General features: G+C 68.6%; 14 protein-coding genes and 1 pseudogene. 13 read left to right on the forward strand and 2 right to left on the reverse strand.

The window, feature by feature from the left end:
* Positions 1 to 190 precede the first annotated feature (190 nt).
* From dacB to folE, 6 genes are all read left to right on the forward strand, one after another.
* A complete protein-coding gene (dacB, locus tag ABGB12_RS19750; protein ID WP_347679961.1) occupies positions 191 to 1,465 on the forward strand; it encodes a D-alanyl-D-alanine carboxypeptidase/D-alanyl-D-alanine-endopeptidase in 1,275 nt (424 codons plus the stop codon).
* A 210-nt stretch (positions 1,466 to 1,675) separates the two neighbouring features.
* Positions 1,676 to 2,794 (forward strand): zinc-dependent metalloprotease, encoded by a 1,119-nt coding sequence (locus tag ABGB12_RS19755; protein ID WP_347680653.1) that lies wholly within the window; start codon positions 1,676 to 1,678, stop codon positions 2,792 to 2,794.
* A gap of 95 nt (positions 2,795 to 2,889) precedes the next feature.
* Complete coding sequence (gene tilS, locus ABGB12_RS19760) at positions 2,890 to 3,894, forward strand: tRNA lysidine(34) synthetase TilS (RefSeq protein WP_347679963.1); 1,005 nt, start codon at positions 2,890 to 2,892, stop codon at positions 3,892 to 3,894.
* A 2-nt stretch (positions 3,895 to 3,896) separates the two neighbouring features.
* Complete coding sequence (hpt, locus tag ABGB12_RS19765) at positions 3,897 to 4,451, forward strand: hypoxanthine phosphoribosyltransferase (RefSeq protein WP_347679965.1); 555 nt, start codon at positions 3,897 to 3,899, stop codon at positions 4,449 to 4,451.
* A gap of 151 nt (positions 4,452 to 4,602) precedes the next feature.
* Positions 4,603 to 6,567 carry an ATP-dependent zinc metalloprotease FtsH gene (gene ftsH / locus ABGB12_RS19770; protein WP_347679967.1) on the forward strand — a complete coding sequence of 655 codons (1,965 nt, stop codon included), beginning with the start codon at positions 4,603 to 4,605 and terminating at the stop codon, positions 6,565 to 6,567.
* Between the two features lie 23 nt (positions 6,568 to 6,590).
* Positions 6,591 to 7,175, forward strand: coding sequence for a GTP cyclohydrolase I FolE (gene folE, locus ABGB12_RS19775; RefSeq protein ID WP_347679969.1), 585 nt, complete (start codon positions 6,591 to 6,593; stop codon positions 7,173 to 7,175).
* Here folE and ABGB12_RS19780 read toward each other — a convergent pair.
* Both ABGB12_RS19780 and ABGB12_RS19785 read right to left on the reverse strand, forming a co-directional pair.
* Positions 7,156 to 7,299, reverse strand: a pseudogene (locus tag ABGB12_RS19780) (hypothetical protein); the annotation flags it as partial. The gene folE and the pseudogene ABGB12_RS19780 sit on opposite strands and share 20 nt — an antisense overlap.
* 411 nt (positions 7,300 to 7,710) lie before the next feature.
* Positions 7,711 to 7,983 (reverse strand): WXG100 family type VII secretion target, encoded by a 273-nt coding sequence (locus tag ABGB12_RS19785; protein ID WP_347679970.1) that lies wholly within the window; start codon positions 7,981 to 7,983, stop codon positions 7,711 to 7,713.
* Between the two features lie 207 nt (positions 7,984 to 8,190).
* Here ABGB12_RS19785 and ABGB12_RS19790 point away from each other — a divergent pair, with 207 nt between their 5' ends.
* The 7 genes from ABGB12_RS19790 to ABGB12_RS19820 all read left to right on the forward strand — a co-directional run bounded on the left by ABGB12_RS19790 (position 8,191) and on the right by ABGB12_RS19820 (position 13,560).
* Positions 8,191 to 9,939 carry an alpha/beta hydrolase gene (locus ABGB12_RS19790; RefSeq protein ID WP_347679971.1) on the forward strand — a complete coding sequence of 583 codons (1,749 nt, stop codon included), beginning with the start codon at positions 8,191 to 8,193 and terminating at the stop codon, positions 9,937 to 9,939.
* 17 nt (positions 9,940 to 9,956) lie between these two features.
* Positions 9,957 to 10,526, forward strand: a complete 570-nt coding sequence (locus ABGB12_RS19795; RefSeq protein ID WP_347679973.1) for a hypothetical protein — start codon at positions 9,957 to 9,959, stop codon at positions 10,524 to 10,526.
* Positions 10,527 to 10,986: 460 nt separating this feature from the next.
* Positions 10,987 to 11,784 carry a dihydropteroate synthase gene (gene folP / locus ABGB12_RS19800; RefSeq protein ID WP_347680654.1) on the forward strand — a complete coding sequence of 266 codons (798 nt, stop codon included), beginning with the start codon at positions 10,987 to 10,989 and terminating at the stop codon, positions 11,782 to 11,784.
* Complete coding sequence (locus ABGB12_RS19805) at positions 11,777 to 12,205, forward strand: nuclear transport factor 2 family protein (RefSeq protein ID WP_347679975.1); 429 nt, start codon at positions 11,777 to 11,779, stop codon at positions 12,203 to 12,205. The genes folP and ABGB12_RS19805 overlap by 8 nt, the downstream gene beginning before the upstream one ends.
* Complete coding sequence (gene folB, locus ABGB12_RS19810) at positions 12,189 to 12,551, forward strand: dihydroneopterin aldolase (protein ID WP_347679977.1); 363 nt, start codon at positions 12,189 to 12,191, stop codon at positions 12,549 to 12,551. The genes ABGB12_RS19805 and folB overlap by 17 nt, the downstream gene beginning before the upstream one ends.
* On the forward strand, positions 12,548 to 13,090 hold the full coding sequence (gene folK, locus ABGB12_RS19815) for a 2-amino-4-hydroxy-6-hydroxymethyldihydropteridine diphosphokinase (protein ID WP_347679979.1): 543 nt from the start codon (positions 12,548 to 12,550) through the stop codon (positions 13,088 to 13,090). Before folB ends, folK begins: the two co-directional genes overlap by 4 nt.
* The gene (locus ABGB12_RS19820) at positions 13,087 to 13,560 is read left to right on the forward strand and encodes a DUF3180 domain-containing protein (RefSeq protein ID WP_347679981.1); all 474 of its coding nucleotides are present in this window, start codon (positions 13,087 to 13,089) and stop codon (positions 13,558 to 13,560) included. The genes folK and ABGB12_RS19820 overlap by 4 nt, the downstream gene beginning before the upstream one ends.
* Positions 13,561 to 13,572: the final 12 nt, after the last annotated feature.

Genomic DNA, 13,572 nt, shown 5'->3' on the forward strand with positions numbered 1-13,572 from the left:
GCTTGCCAGTTTCTGAAGCTGCCGCGTTTGATGCGTGGCTCATGGGGTGTTGTGTGTATACAAGGATGTCGCACTCCAGTGATAGTCCTGGACGGGGAAGGGGTATCTCGTGGCGGCCATCGACCGGCCAGTGGCCGTGGTCACTCTCTTCCTGCTCCAAGTCTTCACCGTAGGTGCGGGTGCCGGTGTGGTGAAAATCACGCCAGAGCGGGAACTCTCTCCTCAGCCGGCCGCCGTGGCCCACAGGGAGATCGTAGTTCCCGGTAAGACCACGCAGGGTACCGCCGATGCGAAGGTCTCCGGTGCACAGCTGGCCGCGACGCTCGCGAAACTCGATCCGGGCGACGAGATCATAGGTGTGGTGCTGGACGGCGAGACCAGGCAGAGCCTGTTCGACGCCGGTGCGGGCCGTGCCGCGGTGCCCGCCTCGACCACCAAGATCGTGACTTCGACGGCGGTGCTCGCCTCGCTCGACCCGGCGGCGCGGATCACCACCAGGGTGGTGTCCAAGGACGGCAGGCTGGTGCTGGTCGGCGGGGGCGACCCGACGCTGTCGTCCCAGGCGGAGCCGAAGGGCTACCCCAGGCCCGCCTCCGTCGCCGAGCTGGCCAGGAAAACCGCCGACGCGCTCAAGGCGAACGGGACGACCCGGATCACCGTCGACTACGACGCCTCCCTCTACTCCGGCTCCTCGCTGGGCCCCGGCTGGAAGCCGACCTACTTCACCGAGGGGAGCGTCGCGCCGGTCTCGGCGCTGATGGTCGACAACGGCAGGGTGGCCCCCAACCCGTGCGAGGGCACGCTCGCACCGGTCGAGGACGGGCCGAAACGCGCCACGCAGGTGTTCGTGCAGTGGCTGAAGCGCTACGGGGTGAACGCCGCGGTCGGCCGTCCCGGCTCAGGCCAGGGGGGCCGGCAGGTCGCGGACGTCCGGTCGCCGACGGTCTCGGCTCTGGTCGAGCACCTCATGGACTGCAGCGACAACGACGTCACCGAGGCGCTGGCCCGGCAGGTGGCGCTGAAGAAGGGGATGCCCGCCAGCTTCGACGGGGCGGCGCGGGCCGTCCGGGGCGTCCTGCAGTCGCTGGGGGTCGCCCAGGGGGTCGACACGCGGGACGGCAGCGGCCTGTCGCCGCTCAACCGCATCACTCCGCTCGGACTCGCCAAGATGATCTCCATGAACGCCTCGGGCGACCGGACGGAGCTGCGCACCGTCATCACCGGCATGCCCGTGGCGGGGTTCAGCGGCACCCTCGCCGCCCGCTTCCTCGGCACGCCCGGGGCGGGGATCGTCCGGGCGAAGACGGGCACGCTCAACCACGTCGCGACGCTCGCGGGGATCATCCGGCACAAGAACGGGCGCCTGCTCACCTTCGCCTTCATGGCGAACGGGGTGGAGGACCTGACCGCGGCCCGCGCCACTCTCGACGAGCTCGCCACGGCCGTCGCCACCTGCGACTGCTGAACCGCTCCGTCCCTCCGGTCGCCCGGACCGCTCTCCGGATGCGCGGGGAGCTGGGGGAAATGTGCACTTCGGGCTGGCTGTCCAGGTTGGCAGAGGGGTTTCGGGGAACGCCTCAAAGGAGCGAGGCGTTAGTCCCTACGCTGAGGTGATGACGCGAGTCAGGCCCGTCCGGGACCCGGGGTCGCGGTGAAGGGAGCAGGCGTGAGCGGGATGATCGACTGGGGTACCGCGGTCCAGACCGGCGCCCGCCTGGTGCGTCCCGGCCCGCAGGTCTCCGCCCAGGAGGCGCGGGCCGTCGTGACGGAACTGCGGGACCTGTCCGCGGTGGCGGAGGTGCACGTACGGGAGTTCACCCGTATGGACGTTCCTCCGTCCTCACAGCCGGCCACCGTGGTGGACCGTCCGGGCTGGATCAAGGCGAACGTCGAGGGCTTCAGGGTGGTGCTGGAGCCGCTCGTGGACCAGCTCTCGCAGCGCCGTACGGTGCCGACGGGCCCCATGGGGATCGCGGCCGACATCGTCGGGCCCCGCGTCACGGGCATGCAGATGGGGGCGATCCTCGCGTACATGGCCAGCCGCGTGCTGGGCCAGTACGAGCTGTTCCTGCCGCCGGACCCGTCCGGCAACGCGCCCACGGGACGGCTGACGCTGGTCGCGCCCAACATCGTCCACGTCGAGCAGGAACTCTCCGTGGACCAGAGGGACTTCCGGCTCTGGGTGTGCCTGCACGAGGAGACGCACCGCGCGCAGTTCACCGCCGTCCCCTGGCTGAGGACCTACGTCCAGGAGCAGATGACGCAGTTCCTGCTCGCCTCCGACATCAGCCCGGCCGAGCTCTTCGACCGGATCAAGGACGCGGCCGAGGCGGTGGCCGACGCCGTGCGAGGCGGCGAGTCCACCCTGATCGACGCGATCCAGACGCCCGCGCAGCGGGAGATCCTGGACCGGCTCACCGCGGTGATGACGCTGGTGGAGGGCCACGGCGACTTCGTCATGGACGCGGTGGGCCCCGAGGTCGTGCCGTCCGTCGCCCAGATCCGCGCCAAGTTCAGTTCGCGGCGCGGAGGCGGATCCAAACTCGACAAGACGCTCCGGCGACTGCTCGGCATCGACCTGAAGATGAAGCAGTACGCCGAGGGCTCGCGTTTCGTCCGCAGGGTGCACACCGAGATCGGCATGGCCGGCTTCAACAGGGTGTGGACGTCGCCCGAGACGCTGCCGACGATGGCCGAGATCAGCGACCCGTCCCTGTGGATCAGGCGGGTCGGCCTTCCCCCGCTGGAAGGCGAGATGTTGTCGTTGGAGAAGCCCAACGGGACCGAATCCTGAGCTGTGGACGACGGCTGAACGGTCCCCGGCGCGTGACACCCTGAAGGCCTGACCGGGTTCGGCGGCACGCCCGCCGGGAGGACGGGAGGCTGGGCTTGGGGCTTGATCCTGCGGTCGCCAGAGCGCGTTCGGCGGTACGGGAGTCGCTGTCGGGCCTGACGCCGGGCGCGCTGGTGCTGGTGGCGTGCAGCGGGGGAGCGGATTCGCTCGCACTGGCCGGGGCGCTGGCCTTCGTGGCCGCACGGACGGGGCTGCGCGCGGGGGGCGTCACGGTCGACCACGGCCTGCAGCAGGGGTCCGCGGAACGGGCCGAGGAGGTCGCCGGGCTGCTCCGGGGCCTCGGGCTCGACCCGGTGGAGTCCGTCGCGGTCTCGGTGGGGCGCGAGGGAGGACCGGAGGCCGCCGCCCGTGAAGCGCGTTACGCGGCCCTGGACGAGGCGGCGGAACGGCTCGGAGCCCGGACGGTACTGCTGGGCCACACCCTCGACGACCAGGCCGAGACGGTCCTGCTGAGGCTGGCTCGCGGCTCGGGCGCGCGGTCGCTGGCGGGGATGGCCCGGTCCGGGGAGCGCTACCGCAGGCCGTTCCTGGGGCTCACCCGCGCCGAGGTAAGGCAGGCATGCCTGGCGATGGGGCTCGCCCCCTGGGACGATCCGCATAACGAGGATCCGGCTTACGCGCGGGTGCGCGTCCGGCGGGAGGTGCTGCCGCTGCTGGAGAAGGAGATCGGCCCCGGCGTCGCCGAGGCGTTGGCGAGGACGGCCTCCCAGCTGCGGGAGGACGCCGACGCGCTCGACGGGTGGGCTGCCCGGGCACTGGAAGAAGCACGTGATTTGGAACACGTGCTGGACGTGCGGGTGCTGGAAGGACTGCCCCGGGCCGTCCGTTCCCGGGTGCTGCGACGGGCCGCGGTAACAGCCGGAAGCCCGGCGGGGACGCTCGCCGCGGTGCATGTGGTGGCCATGGACAGGCTGGTCACGGCCTGGCACGGACAGCGCGGTGTGGACCTGCCCGGCCGCGTCAGGGTGATCCGGCGATATGGCAAGCTGCATTTTGGACCGGCCGAAGTGAGAACGCCGGAGTCGCGACGGAAGGCGTAGGGGTGGACGAGAAGGACCTGGGCAACGACCTGGCCAAGGTACTGATCACGGAGGAGGAGCTCCAGGCGAAGATCCGGGAGCTGGCGGGGCAGATCGACACCGACTACGCGGACAAGGATCTCCTGCTGGTGGCCGTCCTCAAGGGCGCGGTCATGGTGATGGCCGACCTGTCCAGGGCCCTGCAGACCCATGTCTCTCTCGACTTCATGGCGGTCTCGTCCTACGGCTCGGGCACCAAGTCCTCGGGAGTGGTCCGCATCCTCAAGGACCTCGACACCGACATCTCGGGCAGGCACGTGCTCATCGTCGAGGACATCGTCGACTCCGGGCTCACGCTCTCGTGGCTGATCGACAACCTCCGCACCCGGCGGCCGGCCAGCCTCGAGGTCTGCGCGATCATGCGGAAGCCGGAGGCGGTCAAGACCGAGATCGATGTGAAGTACATCGGATTCGATATTCCGAATGAGTTCGTCGTGGGTTACGGGCTGGACTATTCGGAGAAGTACCGCAACCTCCCCTTTGTTGGGACCCTTGCCCCGCACGTGTACAGCAACTGATCACGGGGAACAACCCGGGCCAGCCGTTCGTTGGTAAGACGCTGGGGAGATCGCTGGCTGCATGCTTCGCTTCGTCCGGTGTACCTTCAGTAGTTAGCTTTCCGCAGACGTTGGTCAGGAGGGACGGGCCCCGCCCGGGGGTACCGCACATATGGACGTGAAGCGCTACTTCCGCGGACCACTGCTGTGGGTCCTTCTCTTCGGTGTGCTGGTCGCCCTCGTCATGTGGGGGGTCAACCCCGGCCAGACGTACGAGAAGGTCGACACCTCCACGGTGGTCTCCGCCATCCAGAACGGCCAGGTGAAGTCGGCGAAGATCGTCGACAAGGACCAGGTCATCCAGATCACCACCACCGCCGGCAAGCATCAGCAGGCCAGCTGGGTCGGCGGCCAGGGCATCAAGCTGCAGGAACAGCTGCAGCAGCAGATCCAGGCGGGCAAGACCCAGTCCTACAAGGTCGACGTTCCCAAGCAGAGCGTCTTCCTGAGCCTGATGTTCAGCCTGCTGCCGATGATCATCATCATCCTCATCTTCCTGTTCATCATGAACCAGATGCAGGGCGGCGGCTCGCGGGTGATGAACTTCGGCAAGTCCAAGGCCAAGCTCATCACCAAGGACACCCCGAAGACCACCTTCTCCGACGTCGCGGGCGCCGAGGAGGCGATCGAGGAGCTCAAGGAGATCCGCGACTTCCTGCAGAACCCCGCCAAGTTCCAGGCCATCGGCGCCAAGATCCCCAAGGGCGTGCTGCTCTTCGGCCCTCCCGGCACCGGTAAGACGCTGCTGGCCCGGGCCGTCGCGGGCGAGGCCGGAGTGCCGTTCTACTCCATCTCCGGTTCGGATTTCGTCGAGATGTTCGTCGGCGTGGGCGCCTCCCGGGTCCGCGACCTGTTCGAACAGGCGAAGGCGAACGCCCCGTCGATCATCTTCATCGACGAGATCGACGCGGTCGGCCGGCACCGCGGTGCCGGACTCGGCGGCGGCCACGACGAGCGCGAGCAGACCCTCAACCAGCTGCTGGTCGAGATGGACGGCTTCGACGCCAAGGCCGGCGTCATCCTCATCGCCGCCACCAACCGGCCCGACATCCTGGACCCGGCGCTGCTGCGTCCCGGCCGGTTCGACCGCCAGGTGACGGTGGACCGCCCCGACCTCGAGGGCCGCAAGGGCATCCTGCGCGTCCACGGCAGGGGCAAGCCGTTCGCGCCCGACGTCGACCTCGACGTCATCGCGCGGCGTACTCCCGGGTTCACCGGCGCGGATCTCGCGAACGTCATCAACGAGGCGGCGCTGCTGACCGCCCGGTTCGACCGCAAGCTGATCGACATGGAGACCCTCGAGGAGTCCATCGACCGCGTGATGGCCGGGCCGGAGCGCAAGACCCGGGTCATGTCGGACGCCGAGAAGAAGATCATCGCCTACCACGAGGGCGGCCACGCCCTGGTCGCGCACGCGCTGCCGAACGCCGACCCGGTGCACAAGGTGACGATCCTGCCTCGTGGCCGGGCCCTCGGCTACACGATGACCCTGCCGATGGAGGACAAGTTCCTCACCACCCGTTCGGAGATGAACGACCAGCTCGCCATGCTGCTCGGCGGCCGGACGGCGGAGGAACTGGTGTTCCACGAGCCCACCACGGGCGCGTCGAACGACATCGAGAAGGCCACCGCGATCGCCCGCAACATGGTCACCGAATACGGCATGAGCGAGCGTCTGGGCGCCCGCAAGTTCGGAGGCGGCCAGGGCGAGGTCTTCCTCGGCCGTGACATGGGTCATGAGCGGGACTACTCCGAGGACATCGCCTCGGCGATCGACGACGAGGTGCGCCGCCTGATCGAGGGTGCCCACGACGTCGCCTGGGAGATCCTCACCGAGTACCGGGACGTCCTGGACCACCTGGTGCTGGAGCTGATGGAGAAGGAGACGCTGAGCAAGGACCAGGTCCTGGGGATCTTCGCTCCGATCCGCAAGCGCCCGCACCAGAAGTCCTACACCGGTTACGGCAAGCGCCTTCCGTCCGACCGGCCCCCGGTCATGACGCCGAAGGAACTGTCGCTGGCCCTCCCCGCGGACGCCAAGGCGGTGGAACTGCCGACCGGTGAATCGGACAACTAACGGATCCGCGTAGAGTGTCCGTTATGAGTGCTGCCCCGGAGTTCGATCACGCACGGATTGAGAAGGCTGTACGGGAGATCCTGTACGCCATCGGTGAGGATCCGGACCGTGACGGACTCCGGGACACGCCGGCCCGCGTCGCCCGCGCCTACGCGGAGCAGTTCGCGGGCCTCACCATGGGGCCCGAGGACGTCCTGACCACGGTCTTCGAGGCCGACCACGACGAGATGGTCCTGGTCAGGGACATTGAGCTGTACTCGACCTGCGAGCACCACCTGGTGCCCTTCCACGGCGTCGCCCATGTCGGTTACACCCCCGGCGACAACGGCCGGATCACCGGCCTGTCGAAGCTCGCCCGCCTCGTCGACGTCTACGCCCGCCGCCCCCAGGTCCAGGAGCGTCTGACCAGCCAGGTCGCCGACGCCCTGATGTCCTACCTCAAGCCCCGCGGCGTCATCGTCGTCATCGAGGCCGAACATCTCTGCATGACCATGCGCGGCGTCCGCAAGCCCGGCGCCAAGACCGTCACCTCCGCCGTCCGAGGCGACTTCCGCACCCACGCCGAGACCCGCAGCGAGGCCATGAGCCTCATCCTCGGCCGCCACTGACCGTCTGAGTCTTCGCCCGCCGCGCCCTGCGGACGAAACGCGAACCCCCGGCGTACCGCTTCGTCTTCAGGTCGATGCCGAGCAGTCGCCGGATCGTCCTGTCGAGTCGACGACGGCCCCGGTCTGTCCGGGGCCGTCGTGTTTTCCCGGCTCCTCACGGTCGGTCGGCTCTTTCCGACTGGAGAGCCGGTGCCCGCGTTGCTTGGCTCCCACAGAGCGCGGATTCCGCTTCCCCGGGAGGCAGCCCGGTTCGCTCCGGCGGGACGCTCACTTTCTGAGCGTCGCTGTTCAGGCGAGAACCCGGCGGAGCCCGTCGGAGGGATCCTTCTGCAAAGTCACGGACCCTGTCCGGGGGCGACCTCGTCCACCCCACCAGGGCGGGTTCGCGTCGGCGAGGTCTTCACCGGGAGCCGGACCCGTGCTCGGATGCCGTTGATCCGGCATGAGGCCGAGCGCGGCCGCCGCCCGATGAGCGGAGTACGGGTGACGGCGGGACGGGTGGATGGCCACGGCGTCCCGCCGGAGGCGCGGCCGGTCAGCGGGTGGCGGCCTCGATGTTCTGCTGGGAGCGGCGGACGTCGGCGGAGCCCTCCTCGAGGGCGACGGCCATCTTGTCGAAGGCGGACTTGGCCTCGGCCCAAGCGGCGCGGAAGCGGTCGGCTCCGGGGCCCCACCAGATCTCGGTGGAGCCGACGGTGCGGCCGTTGAGGTCCTTGATGAGGGCGTCGAGGTTCTTGGAGTGTCGGGAGAACAGGCGGGCCAGTTCTTCCATCTGGCCGATGTTGCCGCCTCTGCGGTCCGCGCCCATGGGTCGTCCTCTCAATAGGGAACGTTCACCTGTCACGGTAGGTCGCCGCGGGCCCCCGCGCAGCCTCTTCACCGGTTGTTGGGGATAAAGCCTCGCGGGATGGGCGGCTCGGGCCGGAAGAGGTGGCGGAAGGAGACGTGACCGCACACAATTGTTTCGGCACGCTGGGTCACGGGGGCGTCCGGGTGCCGTCGGGGGTGCGGTGTGGTGACGCCTGAGCAGGTGCGGTGGGCGGGGCGCAGAGTCGAGGAGTTGGCCGCGACGGCGCGGCGAGCGGGCATACAGGTCCAGCGGCTGCTGGAAGGCGGGGTGCTGGTGGGGCCCGCCTCGGTGGCGCTGTTCCACCGGGTCTCCGGTCGGCAGCTCGAAGTGGGGCGGGCCTTCGGGGACGCCGTGGACCGGGTGGAGGCCGCAGGGCGGGAGGCCTTGCCACCCGTGCGGGTGGCGTCCGTCGTCTTCCACGGGCTGGGGCGTCCACCGGCGGGGGAGCCGGGCGTCGGGGCGGGCAGCCCCGACGGGCTGAACGATCTGATGATCGAGCTGGGGCGCATGGCCCGGACCTGGCAGGAAGCAGGGCGGGAACTGTGGAGCCTCCTGGCGGGGATCGGTACCGGAGGCGGGCCGGGAAGCCGGATCGAGGCGCTCGGGACGGATCTGCTGGGGGAGATCCCGGACCTCCGGCGGCGGCGCGATCTGCTCGTCCGCGAGGGAACGGGGATGGAATGGGCGGCGTGGATGGCCGTCTCACTCACGATGATGCGGGCGGTGCAGGCCGCCGACCGCCGACTCTACGCCCGGCTCGTCGAAGCCGGAGTGAACCCGGCGGACATGCCGCGCGGCGAGGCCGCCGACGTACGGGCCTGGTGGAACCACCTCACCCGGGAACAGCGGCGCCTGTACCTGCGGACTTTCCCGGCGCTGATCGGCTGGGCGGACGGAGTCCCCGCCGCCGTCCGGGACAGGGCCAACCGGTTCAGCCTCGAACTCCGCCTCGGCGAGCTGCGGGAACGCGCACCGGAGACACTGACGCCCTTCGAGGCCCGCGACCTGAGGCGGCTCGGCCGACTGGCCGACAAACTCGCCTCGGTGGAGAGGGACACCGGCCAGAAGATCTACCTCCTCGGCCTGTCCTCCACCCTCGTCGGCCCCTGGGACCGACACGACAAGGAAGTCCCCTTCGCCGACCACGTCCCCCGCTTCGTCACCGACCCCACCAAAGGCCCCGACGGCCGCGTCATCATCGCCATCGGAAACCCCGACGCCTCCCGCCACACCGGAATCTACGTCCCCGGCACCACGGCCCAACTCGACAACATCGACGGCGACGTCGACAGGGTCATGAATCTGTGGAAGCAGAGCCAGAAATACGCTTTTAAAAAAGATGTTTCTGCGGTGATGTGGCTGGGATACGACGCCCCGGACGGAATCGTTGCGGATGCACCGAGAAATCTATACGCAGACTCGGGCGCACCCAAACTAAAGAAGTTCGTCAGTGGTGTTCGTATCTGCCAGAGCGGGTCGAGTGGTCATCTGACCGTCATCGGCCATAGCTATGGTTCGGTTGTCGTGGGGGAGGCGGCTAAACAGGGCGGTCTTGCCGTGGACGACATAGTCGTGGCAGGAAGCCCTGGAATGCATGTGGGAAAAGCGGCGGAGCTGGGTGTCGGGGCCAAACACGTCTGGGCGCAGGCTGCAGAGGGGGATCCGGTGCCAGATGCCGGTCGTATGGGGCACGGTCGATCGGATCCAGAAAAGCGTTGGGGAATCGTGGGAAATCCCATACCGATGGTGCCATCCGACCATCGTTTCGGGGCACAGGTCCTTGAAACCGACACTCAGGGACATAGCGACTACTGGAACGAAGGGACCAAGAGCTTGGACAATCAGGTCAAAGTCATGACCCGCACCTACGATAATTCCAATCCCATGGACGACCCGGTTCTGAAGGCAGATTGACCAGGCGAGGCGGATCGATGGTTCTCGTGAAAGCGGTCAGGCGGGTTTCGCTGCTCGGGATCGTATTGGTTATTTCTGGATGCGCTCATGCGGGACTGGGGGGAATTGTCATGGAGGAAGAATTTCCGGTTGTGCATCCGAAGGACGTGGTCGTCACCATAAGTAATTATGGAAAAGAGATCATCGATGGCCTGGCACTGGGCAGGCGGTTCGACAACCCCAATGTCTCGCCGAGTCCATGCGGTAGTGAGTACAGCGCGAGACAGGTGCCCGGCCGCAATATCGATCATGACACCTGGTGGGTGGGATACAGCCCCTACTCAGAGGGGATCATCACCTATGTCGAGGTGCCGAGTGAGGAAGTGATCAACAAGGCGCTGACCAGGCTGAAGGCGGCGCTGGAAGGGGCCGGTTGGCGGACGGTCGAGTTCGGCGCGGGAAGCGCGACGAGCCAGGCGGTTCTGCGGATCGCGGCGCCGGAGAAGGGCTATGGGGCGGTTCTGCAGGGGATCACCTCTGTTCCCGGAAGCCCGCGGATCGGGGTGAACATCTCGTCGCCGTGTCTACGGCATCCGGAGGCGAGATGAGTGGGGCTGGGCAAGGGACGCTGTTCTGGGTCGTGATGGTGGGCGTAGAGACGCTTTCTCCGGACAGGGCTCCGGCTGGTAGGCGGCGGTCGCGACGGTGAGCGTCGGATTTTCCTGAACTTCGCAGTCCTCCGGGTGGTCTTCGAACGGGTCCGTGCGGGACGGTCCTGTGGGTCTGGCGCGGCTTTCTGCTGTTCCCGTCCCGCCGGTTCCAAATGGAGCCCCCCTGCGAATTCAATGCCGAGTTCCAGCCGTGCCGACGGTTCCCGCTCCCCGGTGCACCCGGGGCCCGGCGACGTTCGGAGGTACCTGCCGGCGTCGCTGAGGGCCGAGGCTGCTGGTCTTGCCGAAGGCCCGGCTCTCGGCGGCTTCCACAGGCGCCGAATCCGGTTCGCGGGGGAGGGCTTAGGCTGGGGACATGAGCGTTTCCGGGCTGCCTGAGCACGAGCGGTGCCTGGTCATGGGCGTGGTGAACATCACACCTGACTCCTTCAGTGACGGCGGGGAGTGGTTTGATCAGGAGCGGGCCGTCAAGCACGGGCTGGAGTTGGTGCGGGACGGGGCCGACCTGATCGACGTGGGGGGCGAGTCGACCCGGCCGGGGGCGCAGCGGGTGTCGCTGGCCGAGGAGCTCAGACGGGTTGTCCCCGTGATCGAGGCGCTGGCCCGCGAGGGGGTGCCGGTCAGCGTCGACACGATGCGGGCGGAGGTGGCCGAGGCCGCGGTGAACGCGGGGGCGCGGCTGGTCAACGATGTCAGCGGAGGGCTGGCCGATCCGGACATGCCGCAGGTGGTGGCGCGGGCGCGGGTGCCGTACGTGGTGATGCACTGGCGCGGGCACAGCCACGACATGCAGAGCAGAGCCGTCTACGAGGACGTGGTCACCGAGGTCCGGGAGGAACTGCTCCGCCGGGTCGAGGCGGTGGTGGCGCAGGGCGTCGACCCGTCGATGGTCGTGCTCGATCCGGGGCTGGGGTTCGCCAAGCAGGCGGAGCACAACTGGCGGCTGCTGGCGAATCTCGACAAGCTGGGCGAGGAGTTCCCGATCCTGGTGGGCGCCTCGCGCAAACGTTTCCTGGGGAAGCTGCTGGCCGGCCCGGACGGCGCTCCCCGGCCGTTCGCGGAGTGCGACGACGCGACCCTGGCGGTCAGCGCGCTGGCCGCCGCGGCGGGAGCCTGGTGCGTGCGTGTCCACAATGTTCGTCCGAACGCGGACGCCGTGCGGGTGGCCGCGGCCATAGGCTCGGCGCGTGGATGACGCCGCAGCGGTAGAGGCCGCGAATGCCAAGTTCTACACCGCCTTCGAGACGGGCGACCTGGATCTCATGCACGAGATCTGGGCCGACGGTGACTACGCGGAGGGCGTGACGTGCGTCCATCCGGGTTGGACGATGCTGCGCGGGCGCGGCGAGGTGCTGCGCTCCTGGGCTCTCATCATGGCGAACACCGCCTATATCCAGTTCGTGCTCACGGACGTGCACACCGAGGTCAGGGGCGACTACGCGGTCCTCACCTGTGAGGAGAACATCCTCACGGCGGACAAGGACGAGGAGGGTTTCCTCGCCGGGGGAAGCGTCGTGACGACGAAGGTGTTCGTACGTGATGAAGGTCAGTGGCGACTGTGGGTCCACCACGGTTCCCCGGTGCTGGACGGGACACAGGATGACGGACCGGATTGAGCTGCGCGGGCTGCGGGCCCGGGGATTCCACGGTGTGCTGCCCGCCGAGCGCGAGCTCGGCCAGGAGTTCGTGGTCGACGTCGTCCTGGGGCTCGATCTGCGCCCCGCCGCGGAGAAGGACGACGTCGCGCTGACCGTGCACTATGGGGAGCTGGCGGACCGGCTGGTGGAGGTGGTGACCGGCGAGCCGGTCGATCTGATCGAGACGCTCGCCGAGCGGCTGGCCGAGGTGTGCCTGGCCGATCCGCGGGTGCTGAACGCCGAGGTGACCGTGCACAAGCCGGCCGCCCCCATCGTGCATCCGTTCACCGACGTCGCCGTCACGATCACCAGGAGCCGCGGATGACAGACCGGACCCCGACCGGGGGGCACATGCTGATCGAGCACCGGGTGGTGCTCTCGCTCGGCAGCAACCTCGGCGACCGGCTGGAGAACCTTCAGGACGCCCTCGACGCGCTGTTCGACGCTCCCGGCCTGACGCTGGTGGCGCTCTCCCGGGTGTACGAGACCGCGCCGTGGGGCGGGGTCGAGCAGGACGACTTCCTCAACATCGTGATCGTCGCGCAGACGCTGCTGGCTCCCGAGACGCTGCTGGAGCGCGGCCTTTCGATCGAGGAGTCGATGCGGCGGGAGCGGATCGTCCGCTGGGGGCCGCGCACCCTCGACATCGACATCGTGCAGTTCGGTGAGATCGTCTCGGACGATCCCCGGCTGACGCTGCCGCACCCCCGGGCGCACGAACGGGCGTTCGTGCTGGTGCCGTGGGCCGAGATCGATCCGGGGGCGGTGCTCGCGGGGCATGGGCCGGTCGCCGATCTGGCCGCCGCGATGGGGGACCAGGAGGTCACCCGCCGCGACGACCTGAACCTCCAGCCGCCGGCGTGAGGGCGTCCCGGCCGGCCGTGCTGCTGGCGCTGGTCTTCGGGTCGGCGCTGGTGGTGTGGGCCTTGCTCAAAGGCATGTACTCGCAGTTGCCGCCGCTGCCGTGGACGGCGGTGCCGACGCTGCTGCTGCTGGCGCTCGGTGAGATCGTCACCGGCGTGAACCTCCGCAACAAGATCCACCACAGGTCCGCCGCGGAGGAGGCGCGCCCCGTCGACCCGCTGAGCGTCGCGAACATGGCGGTGCTCGGCAAGGCCAGCGCCCATGCCGCCGCCGCGCTCACCGGCGTCTTCCTCGGTTTCGTGCTGCACGTACTGCCCGACCTCGATCTCCCCACCCCCCGCCACGACCTCATCGTCAGCGTCGCGACCTCGGTCTCGGCTCTCGCGCTCACCGGCGCCGCGCTCTTCCTCGAGTACTGCTGCCGTATCCCCAAGGATCCCGAAGCCGAGAAGAACGACCGACGGAGCTGATCCGAAGCGGGT

Source organism: Actinocorallia sp. B10E7 (assembly GCF_039871655.1).
GTDB lineage: Bacteria > Actinomycetota > Actinomycetes > Streptosporangiales > Streptosporangiaceae > Actinocorallia.

Excerpts from the sequence above, each read along its gene's own strand:
- ABGB12_RS19755 (WP_347680653.1), top strand. The coding sequence starts at position 1,676 with ATGATCGACTGGGGTACCGCGGTCCAGACCGGCGCCCGCCTGGTGCGT.
- ftsH (WP_347679967.1), top strand. The coding sequence starts at position 4,603 with ATGGACGTGAAGCGCTACTTCCGCGGACCACTGCTGTGGGTCCTTCTC.
- folE (WP_347679969.1), top strand. The coding sequence starts at position 6,591 with ATGAGTGCTGCCCCGGAGTTCGATCACGCACGGATTGAGAAGGCTGTA.
- ABGB12_RS19785 (WP_347679970.1), bottom strand. The coding sequence starts at position 7,983 with ATGGGCGCGGACCGCAGAGGCGGCAACATCGGCCAGATGGAAGAACTG.
- ABGB12_RS19795 (WP_347679973.1), top strand. The coding sequence starts at position 9,957 with ATGGTTCTCGTGAAAGCGGTCAGGCGGGTTTCGCTGCTCGGGATCGTA.
- folP (WP_347680654.1), top strand. The coding sequence starts at position 10,987 with ATGGGCGTGGTGAACATCACACCTGACTCCTTCAGTGACGGCGGGGAG.
- folB (WP_347679977.1), top strand. The coding sequence starts at position 12,189 with ATGACGGACCGGATTGAGCTGCGCGGGCTGCGGGCCCGGGGATTCCAC.
- folK (WP_347679979.1), top strand. The coding sequence starts at position 12,548 with ATGACAGACCGGACCCCGACCGGGGGGCACATGCTGATCGAGCACCGG.